18 protein-coding genes and 1 riboswitch are annotated in these 23,282 nt (G+C 72.5%); of the genes, 6 read left to right on the forward strand and 12 right to left on the reverse strand.

Features of this window, described 5'->3' with window-relative positions; genetic code table 11:
- Nucleotides 1-12: 12 nt before the first annotated feature.
- From ftsL to mraZ, 3 genes are all read right to left on the reverse strand, one after another.
- A complete protein-coding gene (gene ftsL / locus N798_RS17345; RefSeq protein WP_156971679.1) occupies nucleotides 13-780 on the reverse strand; it encodes a cell division protein FtsL in 768 nt (255 codons plus the stop codon).
- The gene (rsmH, locus tag N798_RS08940; protein WP_035947884.1) at nucleotides 777-1,757 is read right to left on the reverse strand and encodes a 16S rRNA (cytosine(1402)-N(4))-methyltransferase RsmH; all 981 of its coding nucleotides are present in this window, start codon (nucleotides 1,755-1,757) and stop codon (nucleotides 777-779) included. Before rsmH ends, ftsL begins: the two co-directional genes overlap by 4 nt.
- A gap of 229 nt (nucleotides 1,758-1,986) precedes the next feature.
- The gene (gene mraZ / locus N798_RS08945; protein ID WP_035947885.1) at nucleotides 1,987-2,418 is read right to left on the reverse strand and encodes a division/cell wall cluster transcriptional repressor MraZ; all 432 of its coding nucleotides are present in this window, start codon (nucleotides 2,416-2,418) and stop codon (nucleotides 1,987-1,989) included.
- Between the two features lie 349 nt (nucleotides 2,419-2,767).
- Here mraZ and N798_RS08950 point away from each other — a divergent pair, with 349 nt between their 5' ends.
- Genes N798_RS08950 through N798_RS08960 form a run of 3 tightly spaced genes read left to right on the forward strand, consistent with a single transcriptional unit; the run spans nucleotide 2,768 to nucleotide 7,362 of the window.
- On the forward strand, nucleotides 2,768-3,787 hold the full coding sequence (locus N798_RS08950) for an AAA family ATPase (protein ID WP_371870458.1): 1,020 nt from the start codon (nucleotides 2,768-2,770) through the stop codon (nucleotides 3,785-3,787).
- Nucleotides 3,788-3,793: 6 nt separating this feature from the next.
- Complete coding sequence (locus N798_RS08955) at nucleotides 3,794-5,056, forward strand: DUF58 domain-containing protein (protein ID WP_035947887.1); 1,263 nt, start codon at nucleotides 3,794-3,796, stop codon at nucleotides 5,054-5,056.
- Entirely contained in the window at nucleotides 5,053-7,362 is a 2,310-nt protein-coding gene (locus tag N798_RS08960; protein ID WP_035947889.1) for a transglutaminase TgpA family protein, read from the forward strand. Before N798_RS08955 ends, N798_RS08960 begins: the two co-directional genes overlap by 4 nt.
- A 100-nt stretch (nucleotides 7,363-7,462) precedes the next feature.
- Here N798_RS08960 and N798_RS08965 read toward each other — a convergent pair whose 3' ends face one another.
- The 6 genes from N798_RS08965 to N798_RS08990 all read right to left on the reverse strand — a co-directional run bounded on the left by N798_RS08965 (nucleotide 7,463) and on the right by N798_RS08990 (nucleotide 13,592).
- Nucleotides 7,463-9,163: an RNA polymerase sigma factor gene (locus N798_RS08965; RefSeq protein ID WP_035947890.1), complete on the reverse strand. Its 1,701-nt coding sequence runs from the start codon at nucleotides 9,161-9,163 to the stop codon at nucleotides 7,463-7,465.
- A gap of 211 nt (nucleotides 9,164-9,374) precedes the next feature.
- Nucleotides 9,375-9,749, reverse strand: coding sequence for a universal stress protein (locus tag N798_RS08970; protein WP_035947892.1), 375 nt, complete (start codon nucleotides 9,747-9,749; stop codon nucleotides 9,375-9,377).
- Nucleotides 9,750-9,870: 121 nt separating this feature from the next.
- A complete protein-coding gene (gene metX, locus N798_RS08975) occupies nucleotides 9,871-11,004 on the reverse strand; it encodes a homoserine O-acetyltransferase MetX (RefSeq protein ID WP_035947893.1) in 1,134 nt (377 codons plus the stop codon).
- Between the two features lie 15 nt (nucleotides 11,005-11,019).
- Nucleotides 11,020-11,130: riboswitch (SAM riboswitch) on the reverse strand.
- Nucleotides 11,131-11,194: 64 nt separating this feature from the next.
- Nucleotides 11,195-12,310: a DUF4192 domain-containing protein gene (locus N798_RS08980; protein WP_084100376.1), complete on the reverse strand. Its 1,116-nt coding sequence runs from the start codon at nucleotides 12,308-12,310 to the stop codon at nucleotides 11,195-11,197.
- 93 nt (nucleotides 12,311-12,403) lie between these two features.
- The gene (locus tag N798_RS08985) at nucleotides 12,404-12,841 is read right to left on the reverse strand and encodes a YkvA family protein (RefSeq protein WP_035947897.1); all 438 of its coding nucleotides are present in this window, start codon (nucleotides 12,839-12,841) and stop codon (nucleotides 12,404-12,406) included.
- Between the two features lies 1 nt (nucleotide 12,842).
- Nucleotides 12,843-13,592 (reverse strand): EcsC family protein, encoded by a 750-nt coding sequence (locus N798_RS08990; protein ID WP_035947898.1) that lies wholly within the window; start codon nucleotides 13,590-13,592, stop codon nucleotides 12,843-12,845.
- A gap of 129 nt (nucleotides 13,593-13,721) precedes the next feature.
- On the opposite strand from N798_RS08990, the gene N798_RS08995 reads away from it, so the two are divergent.
- The gene (locus N798_RS08995; protein ID WP_035947899.1) at nucleotides 13,722-15,419 is read left to right on the forward strand and encodes a DNA polymerase; all 1,698 of its coding nucleotides are present in this window, start codon (nucleotides 13,722-13,724) and stop codon (nucleotides 15,417-15,419) included.
- A gap of 94 nt (nucleotides 15,420-15,513) precedes the next feature.
- Here N798_RS08995 and N798_RS09000 read toward each other — a convergent pair whose 3' ends face one another.
- From N798_RS09000 to N798_RS18920, 3 genes are all read right to left on the reverse strand, one after another.
- Nucleotides 15,514-16,422 carry a proteasome assembly chaperone family protein gene (locus N798_RS09000; protein WP_035947900.1) on the reverse strand — a complete coding sequence of 303 codons (909 nt, stop codon included), beginning with the start codon at nucleotides 16,420-16,422 and terminating at the stop codon, nucleotides 15,514-15,516.
- Nucleotides 16,423-16,485: 63 nt separating this feature from the next.
- Nucleotides 16,486-20,319, reverse strand: coding sequence for an ATP-dependent RNA helicase HrpA (hrpA, locus tag N798_RS09005; protein WP_035947902.1), 3,834 nt, complete (start codon nucleotides 20,317-20,319; stop codon nucleotides 16,486-16,488).
- A 111-nt stretch (nucleotides 20,320-20,430) separates the two neighbouring features.
- Nucleotides 20,431-21,288: a DUF2249 domain-containing protein gene (locus N798_RS18920; protein ID WP_035947903.1), complete on the reverse strand. Its 858-nt coding sequence runs from the start codon at nucleotides 21,286-21,288 to the stop codon at nucleotides 20,431-20,433.
- 65 nt (nucleotides 21,289-21,353) lie between these two features.
- On the opposite strand from N798_RS18920, the gene N798_RS09015 reads away from it, so the two are divergent.
- Complete coding sequence (locus N798_RS09015; protein WP_198030731.1) at nucleotides 21,354-22,115, forward strand: helix-turn-helix transcriptional regulator; 762 nt, start codon at nucleotides 21,354-21,356, stop codon at nucleotides 22,113-22,115.
- Nucleotides 22,116-22,153: 38 nt separating this feature from the next.
- Nucleotides 22,154-23,275, forward strand: a complete 1,122-nt coding sequence (locus N798_RS09020) for a hypothetical protein (protein ID WP_052117103.1) — start codon at nucleotides 22,154-22,156, stop codon at nucleotides 23,273-23,275.
- The last annotated feature ends 7 nt before the right edge of the window (nucleotides 23,276-23,282 follow it).

Raw genomic sequence — 23,282 nt, forward strand, 5'->3', positions numbered from 1 at the left:
GGGTCCGGGGCGTCACGGCGTCGTCGTCGCGCTCGGTCGGGGCGCCGTGTCGGCCTGCGAGGGCCGGCCGGTCGATCCGCCCTCGGACGGGTTGGCCGACGGCCTGTCGGTGGCCCGGTCGGAGGCGTTGGGGCTGGGCGTCGCCGACTCGCCGGGCGTCCCGGACGGGGTCGCGGCGGGGGCCACCTTCCTCGTCGCAGTGGTCGTGCGCGTCTCACCGGTGCGTGCGTCGACACTCGTCGTCGTCACCTCGATGTTCGCCCCCTTGACCGTGGTCACTGTCGTCGTCGTCACGGTGCCCACCGTCCTGACCGTCGTCTGGGGTGTCGTGGCCGGGCGGGCAGCCGCGGCAGCGGAGCTGCCTTGTGTGGCCACCGTAAATTCCTTCTGCGCCGTCGCCCCCTCCGCCACGCCGAGGACCTTGCCATCGCTGAGCCGCAGGAAGGCCGCGGTCTCCGACGGGACCATGCCCATGTCGAGGGCGCGACGGGCGAGCTCGGCCGGCGCACTCTGCGCGTTGATGGCGTGGCCGAGCTCCTCCTCGGCGGCCGCGAGCTGGTTCGACTGGTCCTGGAGGTCGCCGAGCACGAAGGAGCCCTTGGCCATCGCGGTGTTGAGCATGAGCACGCCGAGCAGCCCTGCGACGAGCAGGGCGAGGCACGCGCCGACGAACACCGGCTGTCCCTGCTGCGGGGCGCGCTGAACGACGCGCAGGGGCTGCGGCCTCGTGGGCCGCGACGGTGAGCGGTGGAGTGGACGTGCGGTGGCGGTCGAGGTCATCGCCGGGCCCCCTTGGTAGAGCGTGTACGTTCTGCGACCCGCAGCCGCGCCGATGCGGATCGTGGGTTGGTGGACTGCTCCTCGGCGCCGGGCTCCTCGGCCCCGCGCGTCAGCAGGCGGAGGTAGGCCGCGTGCTCGGGGAGCTCGACCGGCATACCGGGTGGTGTCGTCGAGGTGGCACCAGCGGCGAAGGCGCGCTTGGTGATCCGGTCCTCGAGCGAGTGGTAGGAGAGGACGGCGATCCGACCGCCGACGGCGAGGACGTCGACGGCTCCGGCGACGGCCCGCTGCCACGCGCCGAGCTCGTCGTTGACCTCGATGCGCAGCGCCTGGAAGGTGCGCTTGGCCGGGTGCCCGCCGGTCCGCTGCGACGCCGCCGGGACCGCGTCGCGCAGGAGCTCGACGAGCCGCGCCGAGCGGGTGAACGGCTCGACCTCCCGCTCGCGCACGATCGCCGAGACGATCCGCTTGGCGAAGCGCTCCTCGCCGAAGTCCCGCAGGACCCGGACGAGCTCGCCGGGGGCATAGGTGTTGAGGACCTCGGCGGCGGTGATGCCACGCCCCTGGTCCATGCGCATGTCGAGCGGGGCGTCCTGCGCGTAGGCGAAGCCCCGGTCGGCCTCGTCGAGCTGCAGCGAGGAGACGCCGAGGTCGAAGAGGACGGCCTGCACCTCGCGCAGGCCGGCGTCGGCGACGACCTCGCCGATCTCGTCGTAGACCGCGTGCACCCCGCGGAAGCGGTCGCCGAACCGGGCGAGGCGCTCCCCCGCCAGCGCAAGGGCCTCCTCGTCGCGGTCGATGCCGATGACGGTCGCCTCGGGGCAGCGCTCGAGGAACGCCTCCGTGTGCCCGCCCATGCCCAGGGTCCCGTCGACGAGGACCGATCCCGGGGAGGTGAGAGCCGGGGCCAGGAGGTCGACGATGCGGTCGCGGAGCACGGGGACGTGGCGCTCGTGCGCGTCTCCCCGGAACTCCATGGGGCTCTCCTTGTCTGCTGGGCTGATGTGACTGGCGTGGCGGGTGGGACGAAGCAGCGGGTGCAGCTGGGCCCGGGTCGTGTCGTGGCTCGTGGGTGGTGGGAGGTGGTGGAGGTCGATCCCTTGCGGTGTCCCGGTCCCCGGCCCCTGGTCCCCATCCGTCCGGTGCCCGGCACGGGGGAAGTCGTGTCGGGAGCCGGTCGGCTGGAGGCCGGGAGCCGGGGCGAGGTCACATGAGTCCGGGGATGACCTCCTCGGACTGCTCGGAGTAGGCCTGTTCGGTGCTGGCGAGGTAGTCGTTCCACGCGTCGGTGTCCCAGACCTCGACGCGCGACCCGGTGCCGATGACGGTGCAGTCGCGCGAGAGGCCGGCGTACTGGCGCAGGTGCGCCGGGATGGTGACGCGGCCCTGCTTGTCGGGGATCTCGTCGCTCGCGCCCGAGAGGAAGACGCGGATGTAGTCGCGGACGGCCCGGTTGGTCGTCGGCGCCTCCTGCATCTGCTGGGTCACCTTGACGAACTCGTCCATGGGGAAGACGTAGAGGCAACGCTCCTGGCCGCGGGTGACGACGAGACCGGTCGCGAGGCGCTCGCGGAACTTGGCGGGGAGGAAGAGGCGGCCCTTGTCGTCGAGGCGCGGCGTGTGAGTACCGAGGAACACGCGCTCACCTCCCCATCCACTCGACCCGTGGGCGACACTTCTCTCCGGTGTCCCCCACTTTACTCCACCTTTACTTGAAATCAAGTCGTTATGAACACCTTGAAGCGCTTTTTCCGCAGGTCAGATGCGGTGGTGCAAAGTGGGGCACTTTTGCGGCTCCCCTCACCGACAGAGCGTGATGCCGGGCGACGACGGCCCGTATGCCGTCCACTCACTCCGCGCTCCCCACCTGCACGTTCGCTGTGAACCGCGTTTTCGGGCGTGAGGGCCTCCCTCGGTGGAGGAATGTGGGGCAAGATCGAAGACCCGGTGGCGCAAGGCCTCGGGAGCACTCATCCCAGGAGCACCGGTGCCGGCACACGACGAGGTCCAGCAGTCACACGAGACCGTCCGCGGCGAGCGGCCCACACCGTCGGGTGCTGCGCTCGACCAGGTGCTCCAGGTCGCGAGCTCGCTGCAGAACGCGATGAACTCGGTCATCGAGGGCAAGCCCGCAGCGGTGCGCACCGCCGTCATCGCACTGCTCGCCGAGGGCCACATCCTCATCGAGGACGTGCCGGGCGTCGGCAAGACCATGCTCGCCAAGACCCTCGCCCGCTGCATCGACGCCTCGGTGCGTCGGGTCCAGTTCACCCCCGACCTCCTGCCGAGCGACATCACGGGCGTGAGCGTCTTCAACCAGGACGTGCGCGACTTCGAGTTCCGGCCCGGTGCGATCTTCGCCAACGTCGTCGTCGGCGACGAGATCAACCGCGCCTCCCCCAAGACCCAGTCCGCGCTGCTCGAGTCGATGGAGGAGGCGCAGGTGACGGTCGACGGCACGACCTACTCCCTGCCCCGCCCCTTCATGGTGCTCGCGACCCAGAACCCCATCGAGATGGAGGGCACCTACCCCCTGCCCGAGGCACAGCGAGACCGCTTCATGGCGCGGATCTCCATGGGCTACCCGTCGGCCCGCAGCGAGCTCGACATGCTCGACCAGCACGGTGGCGGCTCACCCCTCGACGACCTCCGGCCGGTCACGGACGCCACGACGATCACCCACATGATCGAGTCGGTCCGCCGCGTCCACGCGTCGCAGGCCCTCAAGCAGTACGTCGTCGACCTCACCCAGGCCACCCGCACGAGCTCGGCGCTGCGCCTCGGCGCCTCTCCGCGCGCGAGCCTGCACCTGCTGCGCGCGAGCCGCGCCCACGCCGCGCTCGCGGGCCGCGACCACGTCCTGCCCGACGACGTCCAGTCGATGACGACCCCGGTCCTCGCGCACCGGCTCATGCTCACCGGCGAGAGCCAGCTCGCGCACCGGAGCGCCGCCGACGTCCTCGCCGACCTCCTCCAGCGCGTCCGCGTGCCCGCTCCCACCCGCTGAGGTCCCATGCGCCGCTTCCGTGAGTCGCTGACGACGAGGGGTGCCGCGTTCCTCGCCTCGGGGATCGTCCTCGTCCTCTCCGGCCTCGCCCTGGGCCAGCACGACCTCAGCCGGATCGGGACCGCACTGTGCGCACTCCCCCTGCTCTCAGGGCTCATGGGCCGCCGGCACGACCTCCTCCTCGAGGTCGACCGCGAGGCCCGTCCCTCCCGCGTGACGATCGACGAGCCCGCCGTCGTGCGGGTCGCCATCACCAACCCCTCGTCGACGCGCTCGCCGATCCTCCTCGCCGAGGAGCACCTCGACTACTCGCTCGGTGACCGACCGCGCTTCGTCGTCCCCTCCCTGCCCTCGCAGGGAGAGACGCACGTGGAGTATGCCGTCCGCGCCCACGCGCGCGGTGCGCACCGTCTCGGGCCGCTGGCGGTTCGCGTCCAGGACCCCTTCGGTCTCACCCTTCGCCACACCTCCATCAGCAGCCACGACGAGCTGCTCGTCCTTCCCCGCATCGTCACCCTCGCCGACGGGCGTGCCCTCGGGCGCGGGCTCGGCGCCGAGGGCTCGGTGCCCCACCGGGTGGCCCTGCACGGGGAGGACGACCAGTCGATCCGCGAGTACCGCGACGGCGACGACCTGCGGCGCATCCACTGGCCGGCGACCGCTCGCACCGGCGAGCTCATGGTGCGCCAGGAGGACCGGCCGGCCAAGCGCCGCGCGGTCGTGCTGCTCGACACGCGGACCCGGGCCCACGGCGGCAGCGGCCCGAGCGGCTCACTCGAGTGGGCCGTGACGATGGCCGCCTCCGCGGTCAACCACCTCCTCGACAGCGGGTTCGCCGTGCACCTGCTCACACCGGACCCGGGCCAGGAGTCGGGCGTGCGCGAGGACTCGGACCTCGACGTCGCCCTCGAGACCCTCGCCCGCACCACCCCGTCCGACGAGCCCGGTATCGGGAGCATGCTCCACGCCGCGAGCGGCGCCACCGCACAGGGCGGTCTCGTCGTGGCCGTCGTCGGTGCCCTCGACGACGACTCGGCCAGGGCACTGTCCTCCCTGCGGCAGCCCGGCGGTCCGGGTCTCGCGTTCGTCATCGACGGGCCCTCGTTCGGACGTGGGGGCGACTCCGGGGACGGCGCCCTCGATCCCCGCGCCACCACGGCTGCGCTCTCAGGTGCGGGGTGGGCCGCCCTGCCGGTCACGCCGGACCTCGCCGTCGGCGACGCCTGGGCCGCGGTCGCCGGTGCCCGACGCCTGGTCGGTGCGCGATGAACCGCACCCGTCCGGTCGAGACCCTGCTCGCGGCTCTCGCGAGCTTCACCGTCGCCCTCCCGCTGCTCACCCTCTTCGACTCGAACGCCTGGGTGCGGCCGACGCTGCTCGTCATCGTCGTCATCGCCGGGGTCGGGCTCGCGCTGCGGTCACTCTCGGCGTCGGCACTCCAGGTCGTCCTCGGCCAGCTCGTCGTCGGCTTCCTCGTCGTGTCGTGGATCCATGGACGCGGCCACCTCTACTACGGCTTCCTCCCCGGGCCCGACACCCTGCGGACGTTCGGCATCCTCCTCGGCGAGGCCCAGCAGACCGTGCTGTCCTACTCGGTGCCCGTCCCGACCGAGCGCGGTGTCGTCGTCGCGATCACGATGCTCGTGGGCATCACCGCGCTCGCCACCGACGCCGTCGCGGTGACGCTGCGCCTGCCCGCGCTCGCGGGCCTCGGTCTCCTCACGGCATACCTCGTCTCGGCGACGAACTCCGGTGAGGGTCTGTCCTGGAAGTACTTCGTGCTGCCGTTCGCCTGCTGGAGCGCGCTCGTCGCGACACAAGGCATCGCCTCGGTCCGGCGATGGGGCACCGCCGTGCCGCGCAGCCACGACGGCAACGAGAACGACCCGGTCCTCGGGGTCGCGGGCACGGCCCGGCTGCTCGGCGCCGCCGCCCTCGCCCTCGCCGTCGTCGTGCCCGCCGTCGTCCCGCACCTCCCCACGACCTACCTCGCCGACGGGCTCGGCCGCTCCGACGAGGGTCGCGGCGGCGGGTCGGTGCGACTCAACACGACCATCGACCTGCGCAACTCGCTCGAGAGCCAGTCGCAGGAGCCGGTCATCAGCTACACGACGTCCACGAGCTCCCCCGCGCCGCTGCGGGTCTCGATCCTCACCGACTACCGCCGGGGTGAGTGGCGCACGCGCTTCGACGCGGACGACGTCGTGCCGGGCGGGACCGAGCAGGTCGTCGGCGCCCCCGACGTCAAGCGCACCGACGTCAAGGTCGACGTGTCCGAGAACCGGCTCCAGGCACCCCAGATCGCGCTGCCCACTCCCCTGCGGTCGGTCGACCTCGACGGGGCGGTGCTCACACGCAACTTCGTCGGCGGCTACGAGGTCGACCGCGGACGGGGCGACTACTCCGCGACCTACAGCGAGGTCGCGCCGCGCGAGCAGGACTTCGCCTCCGACGGCGAGGAGCCTGCGGGTGCGGAGCAGGGCATCTTCACCGAGCTCGACAGCGAGGGCATCCTGCGCCTCAGCGAGCTCGTCGACTCCGTCGTGCCCGAGGACGCCACACCGCTCGAGACCGCCCGCCTGCTCCAGGCCCACTTCCGCAGCAGCCAGTACACGTACTCGCTCCAGCTGCCGACGCCGACCGACCCGGTCTCTGGCCGCGCGATGATGTCGGACCCACTGTCCAACTTCCTCGTCTCACGCACCGGCTACTGCGTGCAGTTCGCGACGGCCTTCGTCATGGCTGCACGGCTCAAGGGAATCCCGGCGCGGATGGCCATCGGCTTCCTGCCCGGGTCGTTCACCAACGGCGGCTACACCGTCCGCGCGGCGGACGCGCACGCCTGGCCCGAGCTGTGGTTCCCCCGGCTGGGCTGGACCCGCTTCGAGCCCACGCCGGGCGTGCAGTCCGGTGCGGCGCCGACCTACTCGCTCATCCCCACCGAGGCCGCTCCCACCGCGAGCCCGACCGGGAGCGCGACGACCGCCGCCCCCACCCCGACGCTGAGCGAACGGCCCGACAGCGACGAGGGTGCCGTGCAGGACAACCCCACGGCGACCGCTGGTCCGCTGGGCTGGGTGCGCGACAACCTGCTGACGATCGGGGTCGTCATCGGCATCGTCCTCTCCCTGCTCCTCCTCCCGGTCGCCGCATGGATGCGTCGTCGTCGCCTGCGCCTCGACGCACGCGACGACGCCGAACGGGTCGAGGCCGAGTGGGCCTCGCTCATCTCACGGCTCGGGGACATCGGCATCGCACCCCCGGTCGGCAGCACGCCGAGGCAGGCCGGCGCCCGCCTCACCCACGACGCCATCCTCAGCGGTGACTCGAAGGCGGCGATGGGTCGCCTCGTCGACACCGTCGAGCGGGCCCGCTACGCCCCTCCGCGCACACCGGTCGACGACGTGTCCGACGACGCGCGCACGGTGTGGCGAGCCGCCGTCTCGGCGCGCCAGCGCAGCGACCAGGTGCGCGCCTACCTCGTCCCCTCGGACGGGTTGCGCCAGTGGAACGACGCCAAGGACGCGGTCCTCGACTGGCCGCGACGCGCCTGGCTCCGCCTCCGCCGCCGTTGACGCGCACGGGCTCGCGGCGAGGGCTCCCCGCCGGGTCGGGGTGACGCACGTATGCCGTGTGCCTAGGTGGGCACACGGCATACGTGGTGGTGGTCGAGCCTCAGTCGAGGTAGTCGCGCAGGGCCTGCGAGCGCGACGGGTGACGGAGCTTGCTCATCGTCTTGGACTCGATCTGGCGGATCCGCTCGCGGGTCACGCCGTAGACCTTGCCGATCTCATCGAGGGTCTTGGGCTGTCCGTCGGTGAGGCCGAACCGCATCGAGACGACCCCGGCCTCGCGCTCGGAGAGCGTGTCGAGGACCGAGTGCAGCTGCTCCTGGAGGAGCGTGAAGCTCACGGCGTCGGCGGGCACGACGGCCTCGGAGTCCTCGATGAGGTCACCGAACTCGCTGTCGCCGTCCTCACCGAGGGGCGTGTGCAGCGAGATGGGCTCGCGGCCGTACTTCTGGACCTCGACGACCTTCTCGGGGGTCATGTCGAGCTCGAGCGCGAGCTCCTCTGGGGTGGGCTCCCGACCGAGGTCCTGGAGCATCTGGCGCTGGACCCGGGCGAGCTTGTTGATGACCTCGACCATGTGCACCGGGATGCGGATGGTGCGCGCCTGGTCGGCCATGGCGCGGGTGATGGCCTGACGGATCCACCACGTCGCGTAGGTCGAGAACTTGTAGCCCTTGGTGTAGTCGAACTTCTCGACCGCACGGATGAGGCCGAGGTTGCCCTCCTGGATGAGGTCGAGGAAGAGCATGCCGCGACCGGTGTAACGCTTGGCCAGCGAGACGACGAGGCGCAGGTTGGCCTCGAGGAGGTGGTTCTTGGCGTTCTTGCCGTCCTGGGCGATCCACCAGAGCTCACGCTTGAGCTTCATGTCGATCTTGTCGCCGGAGTTGAGGCGCTCCTCGGCGAAGAGGCCGGCCTCGATGCGCTTGGCGAGCTCGACCTCCTGCTCGGCGTTGAGGAGGGCGACCTTGCCGATCTGCTTGAGGTAGTCCTTGACCGGGTCGGCGGTGGCTCCGGCGGTCACGACCTGCTGGACGGGTGCGTCCTCCTCGTCGTCGTCGCGCAGGACGAAGCCACCGGCGCTCTCGGGAGCGGCCTCGGCCTTGGCCTTGTCGCCGTCCTCGGTCTCGTCCGAGTCCTCGGAGTCGGAGCTGTCGTCGGCGGCGTCCGCGGCTGTGTCGGCGGCGGTGTCGGCGACCTCCTCGGTGTCGACCTTGGCCAGCTCGGCCTCGTCGACGTCCTCGGGCTCGGCGCCCTCGTCCTCGGCGTCGACCTCGGCATCGGCGTCGGCGACCTTGGTCGCGGCGGTCTTCTTCGCGACGGCCTTCTTCGTCGCCGGGCCCTTGGCCGCGGTCTTCTTCGCCGGGGCAGCGGCGGCCGCGGCGGCCTTCTTCGTCGTGGCGGCCTTGGCCGTCTTCTTCGCCGGGGCGGCCTTGGCTGCCGGGGCCCCGTCGGCCTTCGCCGCGGTCTTCTTGGCGGGCGCGACCTTCTTCGCCGGCGCCGCCTTCGTCGTCGCCTTCTTGGCGGCGGCCTTCTTCGTCGTCGCGGAGGTCGTCTTCTTGGCGGTCGCCTTCGTCGCGGCGACGGCGCGGTCGGGCGCGGTCATGACGACCTCGATGCCCTGACCGGCAAGCGCCTTGAGGACGATGCGCCCCCGGCTGGCCCGGACGCCGGCGGCCACGATGGCCTGCGACACCTGCTCACCGGACACCTGGCCGGTGGTGCGGCCCGTCCGGACGAGGTCCTGGAGGGCGGGGTGGCCGAACTCGGCGGGGAGGGGCGTCTCGGAGGCGTTCGTGGACACAGGCGACACCGACAACCTTTCGTCACGGGGAGGCACGACAGTGCTCACGAGCGGGCGGAGCAGGGACATGCTGGTCTGGTTGGCAACCCCTCACACGGACTCCGCAGGGCTGCGGTTCGGCCGTTGCGCGAAGGGAACATGACCATTATAAATCGCCGCGGTCCCCCTTCTCCATTCCCGGGGGTCCGCGGCGATTCCACGTGCGTGTGGGTCAGCTCTTGACGGCGAGCACCGGGCAGGGCGCGTCGAGCAGGATGCGCTGGGCGTTGGAGCCGAGGATGAGCTTGCCGACGGGGGTGCGCCGACGGAGCCCGATGACGATGAGGTCGGCGCCGATCTCCTCGGCGACGGCGATGAGGTCCTCGGCGGGCTCGTTGCCCCGGATGAGCTGACGGACCTTGACCCCCACGCCCTTGCCCTTGAGCTCGTCACCGAGCCGGTCCAGCTCCTCGGAGTCGTCGCCCGCACCGTCGCGTCCGGAGTTGATGACGACGAGGTCGGTCTTGCGCAGGAGTGCTTCCTCGCCGGCGCGGGCCAGGGCTGCCGCGCCTTCCTTGGTCGGGATGTATCCCACGACGATGGCCACGAGTGTCTCCTTCGGTCAGGTGATCAGCCGGACGGCTCTTGGCTGGACGCTACCGGAGAATGTGAGCGAGGACACGGAGGCCGGACGACCGGTGTGGGTGCGCCGCGACCGGCGCGACCGCTCAGTCGTCGACGCTCGCGAACGCCTCCCGGATGATGGCGCCGACCTGCTCGATCTCAATGAGGAAGCCGTCGTGGCCGAAGCGCGACCCGATGCGTCGCAGGGTCGTCCCCGGGCGCAACGCGGCGATCTCGTCGGAGAGCCGCTCCGGATAGAGACGGTCGGTGTCCACGCCGGCGACGACGAGGCGGCCCTCGAAGGCGGCGAGCGCCGCGGCGACTCCCCCACGCCCGCGCCCCACGTCGTGGCTGTTCATGGCCTCGCTGAGCACGACGTAGGAGTTGGCGTCGAAGCGGCGACCGAGCTTGCCTGCGTGGTGGTCGAGGTAGGACTCGACCGCGAAGCGCCCACCCCGGTCGAGCGGTTCCTCGCCCGGCTGCGCATCACGCCCGAACCGCTCGGCGAGCTCGCCCTCGTGCCGGTAGGTGACGTGCGCGATGCGCCGCGCGATGCCGAGCCCGTCGCTCGGGGTGACACCGTGCTCGTAGTAGTCGCCGTCGTGGAAGGCCGGGTCGCTGCGGATCGCGAGCAGCTGAGGCTGGCACCACGCGATCTGGTCGGCCGTCGCGTATGCCGTCGACGCGAGCACGACGCACGTCGCCACCCGCTCCGGGTGGGTCGTCGCCCACTCGAGGGCCCGCATGCCGCCCATCGAGCCACCGAGCACGCCGGCCCACCGGTCGATGCCGAGGTGGTCGGAGAGCCGCGCCTCGACGGCGACCTGGTCGCGGATCGTCACGGATGGGAAGCGGCCGCCCCACGCACGGCCGTCGGGCGCGTCGCTCGACGGGCCGGTCGTCCCCTGGCACCCGCCGAGGACGTTGCTCGCGACGACGAAGAACCGGTCGGTGTCCAACGGTCGCCCGGGTCCGACGAGCCCGTCCCACCAGCCGGGCGTCGGGTGTCCCGAGCCGGGCGGTCCCTCGACGTGGGAGTCGCCGGTGAGGGCGTGCTCGACGAGGACGGCGTTGTCGCGAGCGGCGTTGAGTGTCCCCCACGTCTCGTAGGCGACGGTGACCTCGGGCAGGAAGCCCCCACGCTCGAGCTCGAGGGGGCCGACGTCGACGAACCGTCGGTCACCCGGGTCGTCGCCGGGACGCCAGTAGGACGTCGTCGGGAGGTCGGTGATCGTCATGGGGGTGCTCCTCGCACGTCGCGCTTGCCCGCCGGATGCCGACGGGCCGTGTCCTCACCCGGGGCACCCCACCGCGAGGAGGGTTGCCGCCCAGCAAGCCGGGGCTTGTCGCTGGGACTCTTGACCTGGGTGGAGTCTAGGTGCGCCACGGCGCCTCGCGGGAGGCCTGTCCGCACCGTGAGAGCGCTGGTCAGGCGGCGATCTCGCCCCACCGGTGCCGTGGCCGCATCTGATGCTCGACCATGCGGTCGAGGAAGGCCGCGAGACGGTAGTCCGGGTCGACGCGCAGCGCTCTGGCGACGGCGTCCCCCGCGGTGGAGCCGTTGCCCACGCCCCACGCGACGCAGCCCGCCACGGTGCAGATCGCGGCGACCTCCGCGGGCCACGCGTCCGGCACCCGGGTCGTCATCGCGAGGAGGCGACGGAGCACCACCTCCGAGTGCTCGGAGGTCGTCACCGCGCCGGTGGTGACGTGTCGGCGCAGCAAGGCCGTCGACTCGTCGTCGACCTTGTCGAGCGGGAACATCACCGGTGACATCCACGCGACGAGGGCATCGCGCCAGGCCCTGTCGGCGAGGGACCGAACCAGCCGGGCGGCGTCCTCGTCGGTCACCGCGAACGTGTCGCCACGGTCCCCCAGCGGAGCAAGGACCTGCGCCCACACGTCCGGCACCCGGTCGAGGGAGTCGTCTCCGCCGCGGTCAGCGGCGTCGAGTCCTGTGGGGTCTCCCGGCAGGAGCACGGCTCCGGGCTCCGGAAGGGTCGCCAGCGCGGCGCCGACCCCGTGGCTCAGCGCCGGGTTCTCCTCGACCAGCGCGCCCACCTGGTCTCGACTCGCCAGCGGCGCACTGCCCCGGGCGATGAGCTCGGCGACCGCCGGCACCTCGAAGTCGTCCGGGACGGGGTGTCCGTCGGCGTGATCGAGCAGGAGGCCGTCGAGCTCGTCCACGGGACGGCAGCACCACCCCCACCACCGGCCGTCGCGGACCACGACGTGGTCGATGATCCCGACGCCGGCGGAGCGCAGCCCGCGGTGGACGGCCCGCCGCAGCGACCGTGACTCGCCGGCCACGCTCTCGTGACCGACGACGAGCGCCGCCTGCGGCTCGACGCGCAGCAGGCTCTCGAGGAGCAGGCGCGCCGTGGGCCGCACGTCGCACTCGGGTGGCAGGTCGATCCTGGCCACGGGTCCGAGCAGCCCGCCGGAGACGACGCTGACGGTGAGCGAGCGGGAGATCCGGTGGCCGACCTGGTGCGGCAACAACGCCAGCATCTCGTCGGTCGTGGAGACTTTCACTGTGGTCATGGAGCCACCCTCGGGAGACCCCGACCACCACGGAAGGGTCAGGTTCCGCCGCTGTGGACGGCGGACGGCAGACGCGTCTGGTGTGGACGACGCTCAGGCACGCGGCGGGACCGAACCCCCACGAGAGGCGTCGTCGACGACCTCGCCCGGCACCGCGTCCGCGGGGGTCCTGGGACCGGCGCCGTGGCCCGACCCGCGGCCGGTCGCGCGCTCCCACTCGAGGAACGCCTCGGTCTCGGTGACGAGCTGCGCGGCGAGCCACGACCCGACCATCGCGTCGTCGGCGAGCCCGAAGGCACCGAGGAGCGCCTCGGGCAGCAGGTCCACCGGCGAGACGAGGTAGCCGGCCGCACCGGCGATCATGAGGAGGCGGCCGACGGAGGTCCCGGTGTACTCGCCCGAACGCACCGCCTTGACGAGCCGCGGCACTGCCTGCGCACGCTCGACCATCGACGGGCCGCCGGGCCGGGTGGCGATGCGGATCGCCGTCGCCAGGCTCTTGAACGTCGTGACCTTGGAGGCCATCGCCATGTCAGGCCTGCGCGATCTGCGGCGTCGCGGTCGGGAACTCGCGCCGGGCGTTGTCGGAGATGCGCTTGAGCAGCCAGCCGTCGAGCCCGGCGCCGACGACGCCACCGACGATCGGCACGTTGCGACCGAACCGGGCGAACGTCTTCTTGCCCGCCGTCGAGAGCAGCCGGAACCCGATCGCCTTGTTGACGACCATGAGCGCTGGTCCGGGGAGCCGCTGCGCGGCGAGGTTCGTGAGACGTCCTGCCGGCGCGACCATGCCCGCCTTGGCGAGGAGGTCGTCAGCGTCGGCACCGACGAGCGTGAGCAGCACGGCGGTGCGGATCTGAGGCTGGCTGATGTCGTGCCCGCGCAGCGACGCGACGGCCGCGGTCATCCGGGTGGCGATGAGGTAGAAGCCGAGGACGTTGGCCGGCAGCGAGACGGGGAGGGTGATGAACCCGCCGAGGCTCGTGACGAACCCGCCGGCCGCGGCGAGCTTGAGGTGGCCCTTGACGATGTCGTCGACGGCGGCCTCGGCGTTGCCGTTGTTCTTCCTCAGCGCGGCGGCCGCGACCTTCGCGGCGGAGTCGAACGGGCCCTTGCCGTCGATGCCGGTGTCGAGGAGGTTCTCGACCATCTTCGTGGCGGAGTTGCCGACGAAGCCCTGGTCCTTGGGTGCCTCCTGGGCCTGCTCGAGCGCGGACTTCGTCTGCGCGATCTGGTCCTTGGCGTCCTTGGCGTCGTCCTTGCCGAATCCGAAGAATCCCACTGATGACCTCCTGTGGTGCGCGGCTCTTGCCGGCACCGTCGCGACTGCTGTCCCGACCGATCCTGCCACGTCAACGCGGGTACGCCGCTCGGGCGCGGGGGTGTCCTGACCCTCACCTAGGCTGCGCCCATGGCCTTCGCCGGCGATCCCGCCGACCTCGTCGCCGCCGTGGTCCACGGTGGCCGTGCCGCGCTCGTCGGCGACCGCGTCCGCACGGTCGGACCTGTCGGTGACGTCGCCCGCGAGCTCGCGGTCATCGAGACATCGTCGCGTCCGCGGTGGGTCTGGTGGAGCGCCCGGTATGCCGGCCCGCTGGTGTCCGCGGCCGGCGCACCCCTCGCTCGGGCCTGGGACCTCGCCGAGGCCCACCGGATCCTCCACGGCGGGTGGAACGCGGAGCCCGGTCGCGTCTGGGCGGGGGCACACGGCATACCGGTCTCGACGATGCCGGCCCCGTCGGCAGGTGACCTCTTCGACTTCTCGGCGGGCGACGAGGTGGGGCCCGAGGACCTCGTTCGTTCCGACGGCCACCTGCGCGCGGACGCGGCATCGGGCTGGCTCGAGACCGACGAGCGACTGCTGCGGTGGGCCGAGGCAGCGCTCGAGTGCGCGGTGGCGCAGCGGGAGCGTGCCGGGTCGCTCGGCGCCCGGACCGTGGCGACCGTGCACTCGGAGTCCGCCGCGGCCCTGCTGTGCCTCGAGCTCGAGCATGGCGGCCTTCCCGTCGACCGCGTCCTCCTCGAGCGGCTCATCGGTGAGTTCGCAGGTCCGCGCGCGGCGTCCGAGGAGGCGGCCGTGGCGGCGCGACGCGAGCGCGACGCGCAGGTCCTCCAGCACGTGCCCGGTCGCGAGTCGACCGACCTGCGCAACCCGCAGCAGGTGCGCGAGATGCTCGCCGGCGTCGGTGTCGACGTGCCCAACACGCGCAAGTGGGTGCTCGACGCCTACCGGCAGGTCCACCCCGTCGTCGACGCGCTCCTGACGTGGCGCAAGGCGGAACGGATCGCCACGACCTACGGCTACCGCTGGCTCGACGAGTGCGTCGGCCCCGACGACCGGCTCCGCGGCGGCTGGTCGGCGTGCGACGGCGCTGCGGGGCGGATGACCGCCGAGAACGGCCTGCACAACCTGCCGGCGGCACTGCGGGCAGGGGTAGCCGCGCACCCCGGCCACGTCCTCGTCCGCGCCGACCTCGGCCAGATCGAGCCGCGGGTGCTCGCCGTCGTGTCGGGCGACCCGGCCTTCGCCGAGGCGACCCGTGCCGACGACCTCTATGCGCCGGTGGCGTCACGCCTCGGCGTCGAGCGGCCGGTGGCCAAGGTGGCGGTGCTCGCCGCGATGTACGGCCAGCGCAGCGGCGCCGCGGGTGAGGCCCTGCGCGGGCTCGAGCGGGCCTATCCGGTGGCGATGGGGCTGCTCGACCGTGCCTACGACAGCGGGGTGCGCGGCGAGCCGCTGCGGACCTTCGGTGGCCGGCTCATCCCGACCGGTCGGTTCCTCGCGCAGTCTCCGGTGGGCGCGAACCCGGCGCTCGACGCGGCCCGGGGACGGTTCGCGCGCAACGCGATCATCCAGGGGGCGGCGGCCGAGCTCTTCAAGGCGTGGGCGGCGACGGTCCGCGCGCTCGGTGGCCCGCTGGGCGCCGAGATCGTGCTGTGCCTGCACGACGAGCTGCTCGTGCACGCGCCGGCCGAACGAGCCGAGGAGGTGTGGGCCCTCGTCGACCGGGCGCTGGCCGACGCGTCGCGGCGGTGGGCGGCAGGGGCGCCGGTGCGGTTCGTCGCCGACACCTCCGTCATCGCCCGCTGGTCCGACGCCAAGGACTGAAACCCCTCTCTCGACTTCTTATTGCCCGTTTGGGACACAGCATCGAGTGCTTCGCCGAGCGGATGCGTCCCAAACGGGCAATAAGTCGAGGTTCTCAGTCGTCGCTGACGTTGCGGAGGAACTCCTCGATGTCGGCACCGAGCTCGTCGGCGGACGGCAGGTCCTCGGCCTCGGTCGCGAGCAGGCTCGGACGCTCCTGGCCCTCGACGAACGCGTCGTACTGCTGCTCCAGCGCGTTGACGATCTGGCCGGCCTCGGCGTTGTCGGCGAGCTCGGCCGCGATCTCGCGGTTGTTGACCCCGGCCTTGGCGACGAGCTCGTCGTTGGGCAGGTTGAGACCGGTGGCGTCGGTGATCGCGTTGAGCGCGGCGAGGGCACCCTCGGCCCACTCAGCCTGCGCGAGGTACTGCGGCACGTGGATCGCGAACCCGAGCGCGTCGCGCCCGGCCTCGCCGAGGCGCAGCTCGAGCAGGGCCGGGAAGCTCGCCGGCACCTGCACCTGCCCGAACGGGGACTCCTTGTCACCGACGAGGCGGGGGTCGGTGGCGTGCGCCGTCATGCCCACGGGACGGGTGTGCGGCACGCCCATCGGGATGCCGTGGCTCGTGACGACGAGCGTGATCCCGAGGATCTGGATGAGATGGCGGATCGCCTCGATCGTGCGCTCCCACTGGAAGTCCGGCTCCGGACCCGTGAGGAGGTAGTAGGTCTGGCCGTCGCGGTCGCGCATCCGGTAGAGCACCATCGACGGGTCGGCGTAGCTCTCCCAGCGGTTGGTGTCGAAGACCATCGCGGGGCGACGCCCGCGGTAGTCGAGCAGCGCGTCGACGTCGAACGTCGCGACGACCTCGGCGTCGGTCGTGTCGACGAGGTGCGTGCCGAGGATGCGCTGGATATTGCCGGCGTCGATGAACGCGCCGAGGAGCACGATGAGCGCGCCCGGCTGCCGGGTCGGCGGCTGGACGTCGATCTCGAAGCGGTAGAGGTCAGACGGGTTCTGCACGGGAACAGCCTCTCAGGGGGGTCACGTGTCTGGTCAAACGTGCCGGTGCGCACGGAGATTCCCTCACCGCGTCACCGCCGCGATGGCGTTGCGCACGCGCTTCTCGCTCACCGGGTGCGCGGTCCCGAGCGACTGCGCGAAGAGACTCACCCGCAGCTCCTCGATCATCCACGCGATGTCAGTCACCTCGGGCGCGCGGGCGGCGGTTGCCGGGAGCGCGTCGAGCAGGTCGGCGTATGCCGTCTCGACCGAGTCGACCTGCGCCTGCAGCTGCGGCTCGCGGGGGTTCGTCGGGGCTCTGTCGAGGCGCTGGAGCATCGCCTTGAGGTAGCGCTGGAGGTGCGGCAACCGGGCCAGCCCCGTCTCGGCGACGAATCCCGGCCGGATGAGCCCGTCGAGCTGGGCGCGCACGTCCGCCGTCGTCGCGGCGAGGCTGCGGGCACCTGCCCCCGAGCCGATCGCGTCGAGCCGCCGGCGCACGTCACCGGCGAGCGCGAGCACGGGCTCGACCGCCTCGACGACGACGAGGACCCGGGTGACGACGTGGGTCCGCACGGCCGCGAGCGCGGTCTCGAACTCGGCCCGCGTCCGGACCTCGCCGGCGACGTGTTCGGCCACGATCGCGTCGACGGCGGCGGCGAGGCAGTCCTCGAGCAGCGCCGGGACCGACCCGTGCGGGTTCTGCCCGAGGGCAAGCTTCTGTGCGTTGCTGAGCCGGGCGAGGACCCGCTTCCACGGCGCGCTCGTGTTGAGCAGGAGCAGCCGGCGCACACCCTGCCGGTGGGCGGCAGCGGCCGTGCCGGGGTGGTCGAGCACCCGCAGCGCGACCGACGTCCCCTCGTCGACGAGCGCGGGGAACCCCTGGACGGTGTGACCGTCGGAGCGCCCCTCGAAGGTGCGTGGCACGTCGTCGACGGTCCAGCCGGTGAGCCCCCGTCGCTCGATGGACGCCCCGGCCCGGGCCATGCGCTTGCGCACCGCTCCCTCGGACTTCGGGCGCAGCTCGTCGAGGTCCTTGCCGCGGGCGACGACGCGGCCGCCGGGGGCCTCCACGGAGAAGGTGATCCGCAGGTGGTCGGGGACGCGTGCCCAGTCCCACTCCCCCGGTGGCACGGCGACCCCGGTCCGCTCGCGGAGGACCCGGGCCAGCTCGTCGGTGAAGGCAGCGCCCGAGCCCGGGTCCGCGGCCGCCAGTGCGGCGTGCGCGTGGTCGGGGGTCGGCACGAAGTGGCGACGGGTCGCCTTGGGCAGCGACTTGAGCAGGGCGACGGCGAGGTCCTCACGCAGCCCGGGCACCTGCCAGTCGAACCCTGCGGCGTCGAGCCGGTTGAGCACCGCGGTGGGGACGTGCACGGTCACACCGTCGGCGGCGTCGCCCGGCGAGAACTGGTAGGTGACGTCGAGCTCGAGGTCGCCCTGGCGCCAGGTGCGTGGGTAGTCGCCCGCCGAGACGGCGTCGGCGTCGTCGCGGGTGAGCAGCTCCTCGGTGAAGGTGAGCAGGTCGGGCCGTCGCCGCTGTTCGCCCTTCCACCACCGGTCGAAGTGGCGGCTCGACGTGACGTCGGGCGGGATCCGCGCGTCGTAGAACTCGAAGACGACCTCGTCGTCGACGACGATGTCGCGCCGCCGAGCCCGCTCCTCGAGCTCCGAGAGCCGTTGCAGCAGTGCAGTGTTGGCCTTCCAGAACCGGTGGTGCGTCTCCCAGTCACCCTCGACGAGCGCGTGCCGGATGAAGAGGTCGCGCGCCTCCTCGGGGTTGATCCGTCCGTACTGCACCGTGCGGTCCACGACGAGCGGCACGCCGTAGAGGGTGACCCGCTCGGAGGCGACGACGCTCCCCTGCGACTTCGCCCAGCGCGGTTCCGACCAGGTCCGCTTGACGACGTGCGCCCCGACCTCCTCGGCCCACTCGGGCTCGATGGCGGCGTTGACGCGCGCCCAGAGCCGGGTCGTCTCGACGAGCTCGGCGGCCATGACCACGTCGGGCTGCTTCTTGAAGAGCCCCGACCCCGGGTTGATGGCGAAACGCGAACCGCGCGCACCGGCATACTCGCGCTTCTGCTCGTCGCGGACACCGACGTGCGAGAGGAGCCCGGCGAGAAGCGCCTTGTGGACGAGGTCCCAGTCGGGCTCGCCGCCCTTGGCCGCCGAGCTCTGCTCGGGGTCGATGCGCGCCTGCTTGCACGCGCTGCGCAGCTGCTGGTGCAGGTCCTGCCACTCGCGGATGCGCAGGTAGTGCAGGAACTCCGCCTTGCACATCCGACGAAAAGCACTGCCGGACAACGCCTTCTGCTGCTCCTTGACGTAGCGCCACAGGGCGTGGAAGCCGGCGAAGTCCGACGTCTCGCTCTTGAAGCGGGCGTGCTGCTGCTGGGCCTGCGCCTCCTTGTCGACCGGCCGCTCGCGCGGGTCCTGGATCGACAGGGCCGCGACGATGACGAGGACCTCCTTGGTGCACCCGAGCCGACCCGCCTCGATGAGCATCCGTCCCATGCGCGGGTCGAGCGGCAGTCGGGCGAGCGTCTTCCCGTATGCCGTGAGCCGCTTCTCGCCTCGCCTCCCCTGGCCCTCGCGCAGGGCCCGCAGCTCCTCGAGGAGCCGGACGCCGTCCGCGACCTGCTTCGGGTCGGGAGCGTCGACGAACGGGAAGCGGGCGACGTCGCCGAGCCCCAGCGAGGTCATCTGGAGGATGACCGACGCGAGCGAGGTGCGCTGGATCTCGGGCTCGGTGAACTCGGGCCGGCTCTCGAAGTCCTCCTCCGAGTAGAGCCGGATGGCGATGCCGTCGGCGACGCGACCGCAGCGCCCGGACCGCTGGGCCGCACTGGCCTGCGAGATCGGCTCGATAGGGAGTCGCTGGACCTTGGTGCGCTGGGAGTAGCGCGAGATGCGGGCGGTGCCGGTGTCGATGACGTAGCCGATGCCGGGGACGGTGAGCGAGGTCTCGGCGACGTTGGTGGCGAGGATGATTCGGCGGCCACGGCCCCGGGTGAAGACCCGGTGCTGCTCGGCCGCCGAGAGCCGGGCGTAGAGCGGGAGGACCTCCGTGTTCGGCAGGCCGAGGCCGGTGAGTGCGTCGGCCGCGTCGCGGATCTCGCGCTCCCCCGAGAAGAAGACGAGGATGTCGGTCGCCGTGTGCCCGGGAGGGGTCTCGGTCCACAGCTCGGTGACGGCGTCGACGACGCCGGTGACCTGGTCGCGCTCCTCGACGACGTGCCCACCCTCGCCGCGCTCGACGAGCGGCCGGTAGCGGACCTCGACGGGATAGGTGCGCCCCGACACCTCGATGACGGGCACCTCGCGCACGACCTTGCCGCGGGCGTCCGTCGAGAAGTGCTCCGCGAAGCGGGCGGGGTCGATGGTGGCCGAGGTGATGACGAGCTTGAGGTCGGGACGACGCGGCAGCAGCGACTTGAGGTAGCCGAGGATGAAGTCGATGTTGAGCGACCGCTCGTGCGCCTCGTCGATGATGATCGTGTCGTAGCGGCGCAGGTCGCGGTCGCGCTGCATCTCCGCGAGGAGGATGCCGTCGGTCATGACCTTGACGCGAGTGCGGTCGCTGGAGTGGTCGGTGAAGCGCACCTGGTAGCCGACGAGGTCGCCGAGCTCGACCTCCATCTCCTCGGCGATGCGCTCGGCGACGCTGCGCGCGGCGATCCGACGCGGCTGGGTGTGGCCGATCTGGCCGGTGGCGCCGAGGCCGAGCTCGAGGCACATCTTCGGGAGCTGGGTCGTCTTGCCCGAGCCGGTCTCACCCGCGATGACGACGACCTGGTGGTCGCGGATCGCGGCGAGGATGTCGTCGCGGCGCTCGGCGACGGGCAGCTGCTCCGGGTACCTCAGCCGCTCGGGGTCGACCGGCCCACGGTCGGCGACGACGGGTCGGGGCTCGGGCACGCGCTCAAGGATAGGTCGGGCGCGGGACACGGGTCGTCCGAGTTCTCCGGCGCCGGCCGGTCGTCCGGCGCCGGAGAGGTCCCGCGGCGGGCTGGGCCGGCCTCCGCGAGGTCAGCCCCGGACGAGCTGGAGACGCCAGGCCTCCGGTCCCCGTTCGAGGTACTCGACCGTGAAGGCACCGGGAGCGCGTCCCTCGAGCTGGCGCAGAAGAGGCAGCGGGTCGTGCGGAGCGACGAGGACCAGGCCGCCGCCGGGCTCGACGGCGTCGAGGGCACCGAAGATCGTCGCGTGCCGGATGGCGTGCGGGACATCGCGTGCGTCGAGCTCGGGGTAGCCGGCGCCGTCGCTCTCGCCGCAGGCGCAGGCGCCACCGCACCCACCGCCCGGCGCCGGTTCGGCAGCCGAGGTGGGGGCTGCCTCGCGGCGGTCCCCGGCGTCGACGTGTTCGTCGTGACCGTGGTCGGGGTCGTGGCTGTGCTCGTGGCCCTCGTGGCCACCGAGCAGCTCGTGCATCCCCGCGAGGGCCGCGGACAGCGACACGTCGGGCTTGCCCGCGAGCAGGGGGAGGATCTGGTCGTTCTCCTTCGCGAGGTGGCTGTCGAACGTCACCGCGAGGGCGCGTGCCTCGGCTGCGGCGTGCACGTGGTCGGGCGCCGCGGCGAGGCGGCCGACGAGCCCGACGATGAGGACGTGCTCGGCGAGCATCGCCTCGACGAGCAGGCCGGCGCGCTCGTCGGCGTGCGCGAGGGGATACATCGCCGCCTCCTCGGCACGGGCGTGCGGGACGAGGTCCCCCTCGGCCCAACGGACGAGGGCGTCGCGCGCCCGGAGGGCGGTCGCGTCGTCCGTCGCGTCGAGGACCCTGTCGACCAGCCCGGCGAGGGTGCCGGCCATGTGTGCGTGGTGCTGCTTCACCGCCTCGACGGCTGCGGAGTCGGACGCGGAGCTGGCGACGACGACGTCGTTCACGGTGGTTCCTTCCCTGAGGGCCCCCGGTTGGCGTGAGGCCACATCTATTTAATACACTTTGTTCCGTGAATAATCCAATCCCGGCGACGGCGGCCCTTGACGAACGGATGGCTGCAGGTCTCGGCCCCCGTCCGACCACGACGAGCAGGGTCCGCGAAGCGCCCAGCCGAGCCGCCGGCGCCGTCCTCGAGGTGCTCGAACGCCTCGAGGCGCCGGTCTCGGTCGCGGAGGTCGCCGAGTCCACCGGCCAGCACTCCAACACCGTCCGTGAGCACCTCGACGCCCTCGTGACCGCGCAGCTCGCGACACGCGAGGCCCGGGCCGCGACCGGGCGCGGTCGACCGGCCTGGTTGTATGCCGCGGTGCCGGCCCCCGAGCCCGGCGCACCCGAGTACGCCGGGCTCGCGACGGCCCTGGCGATGCAGCTGGCCGCCACCAGCCCCGACCCACGGCGTGAGGCCGCCGCTGCCGGTGAGCTGTGGGGGCGACGGCTCGCCGACGATCGCCGCCCCGAGCGCCGGAGCGCGGTGGCCGCCCGGCGGGCAGTGGTCGGGCTGCTGGGACACCTCGGCTTCGAGCCGGCCACCGACTCCCGCGCCACCACGACCCGCCTCACGACGTGCCCCCTGCTCGAGGCTGCCGTGGACCAGCCCGACGTGGTCTGCTCGGTCCACCTCGGGATCGTGCGCGGGGCCCTCGACACGTGGGGTGCCGACGACGAGCCGGCCGCGCTCGTCCCGTTCGCCGAGCCCGGCGCCTGCCTACTCCACCTCGGCCACCCAGCAACGCGCCTCGCCGGGTCGAGCGCCGACGCCGCGGGGTCCTGATGCTGCGCGTCCGTGCCGTTGCGAGTGACGACGCGACGGTGAACGCCCCGGCCACGTCCCCTCCTGCACGGACCCGTCGTGGTTCGGCTGTCCCGCCCGGGCTGTGGCGCGTCCCCTTTCTCGTCCCCGGGGCGCTGGCCCTCCTTCTCGGGCTCGACGCCGGGCTGCTCCTCCTCGACGCCCCGGCTCTTCCCCTCGGCAGCCGCCTGCCGGACGTGCACGGCTTCCTGCTCGTCCTGGGCTTCGTCGGCACGCTCATCGCGCTCGAGCGAGCGGTCGCCCTGCGCCACCGCGCCGGCTACGCCGCGCCCGCACTGCTGGGGACGGGAGGGCTGCTCCTCGTTCCCACTGCGACCGGGAGCCTCGGACAGCTGCTCCTCGTGGCCGGATCGGCGGCGCTCGGCCTGGTCCTCGTCGCCCTCTGGCAACGACAGCGCGACGAGGCCGTGACCGTGCAGGCGCTCGGCAGTGTGCTCGCCCTCGGTGCATCGATCCTGTGGCTGAGGGAGGTGCCCGTGCCACGCCTTCTTCCCTGGCTCGCCGGCTTCGTCGTGCTCACCATCGCCGGCGAGCGCCTGGAGCTGGCCCGCATCGAGCTCGCGCGGTCCGGCCCGGTCGTCCTTGGCGCCTTCGGGCTCTGTGGGGCGGCAGTGGCGTCGCTGCTCTGGCCCGAGGCCGGCCAGGCCCTGTTCGGCCTCGTCCTCGCCGGGCTCGTGGTCTGGCTCGCCGGACACGACGTCGCGAGACGGACTGTCCACGACACCGGTCTGCCCCGGTTCGCCGCCGCCTGCCTCCTCGCCGGCTACGTCTGGCTCGCCGCGGCAGCCCTGCTCTGGCTCCTCGGCAGCCCGGTCCTCGACGGAGCCACCTACGACGCGGTGGTCCACTGCGTCTTCCTCGGCTTCACGCTGTCGATGATCATGGCCCACGCCCCGGTCATCCTCCCGGCCGTGCTCCGGGTGCGACTGCCCTACCGGTCGGCTCTGTGGGCGCCGGCCGTGCTCCTCCACGGTTCGCTGCTGCTGCGCGTCGCGGTCGGTGACCTGCGCGGGTGGGAGCCGGCTCGGCAGCTGGGCGGTGCACTCAACGTCGCCGCGGTGCTCCTCCTCGTCGCGGTGCTCGCCCGGTCCGCGACTATGGCGGGGCGGCGAGCCGGATGAAGCCCCG

The organism is Knoellia flava TL1 (assembly GCF_000768675.1).
Lineage (GTDB): Bacteria > Actinomycetota > Actinomycetes > Actinomycetales > Dermatophilaceae > Knoellia > Knoellia flava.

What these genes read in the sequence shown, in the direction of transcription:
- ftsL (WP_156971679.1), bottom strand. Translation starts at nt 780, where the DNA reads ATGACCTCGACCGCCACCGCACGTCCACTCCACCGCTCACCGTCGCGG.
- rsmH (WP_035947884.1), bottom strand. Translation starts at nt 1,757, where the DNA reads ATGGAGTTCCGGGGAGACGCGCACGAGCGCCACGTCCCCGTGCTCCGC.
- N798_RS08955 (WP_035947887.1), top strand. Translation starts at nt 3,794, where the DNA reads ATGCGCCGCTTCCGTGAGTCGCTGACGACGAGGGGTGCCGCGTTCCTC.
- N798_RS08960 (WP_035947889.1), top strand. Translation starts at nt 5,053, where the DNA reads ATGAACCGCACCCGTCCGGTCGAGACCCTGCTCGCGGCTCTCGCGAGC.
- metX (WP_035947893.1), bottom strand. Translation starts at nt 11,004, where the DNA reads ATGACGATCACCGACCTCCCGACGACGTCCTACTGGCGTCCCGGCGAC.
- N798_RS08980 (WP_084100376.1), bottom strand. Translation starts at nt 12,310, where the DNA reads ATGACCACAGTGAAAGTCTCCACGACCGACGAGATGCTGGCGTTGTTG.
- N798_RS08985 (WP_035947897.1), bottom strand. Translation starts at nt 12,841, where the DNA reads ATGGCGATGGCCTCCAAGGTCACGACGTTCAAGAGCCTGGCGACGGCG.
- N798_RS08995 (WP_035947899.1), top strand. Translation starts at nt 13,722, where the DNA reads ATGGCCTTCGCCGGCGATCCCGCCGACCTCGTCGCCGCCGTGGTCCAC.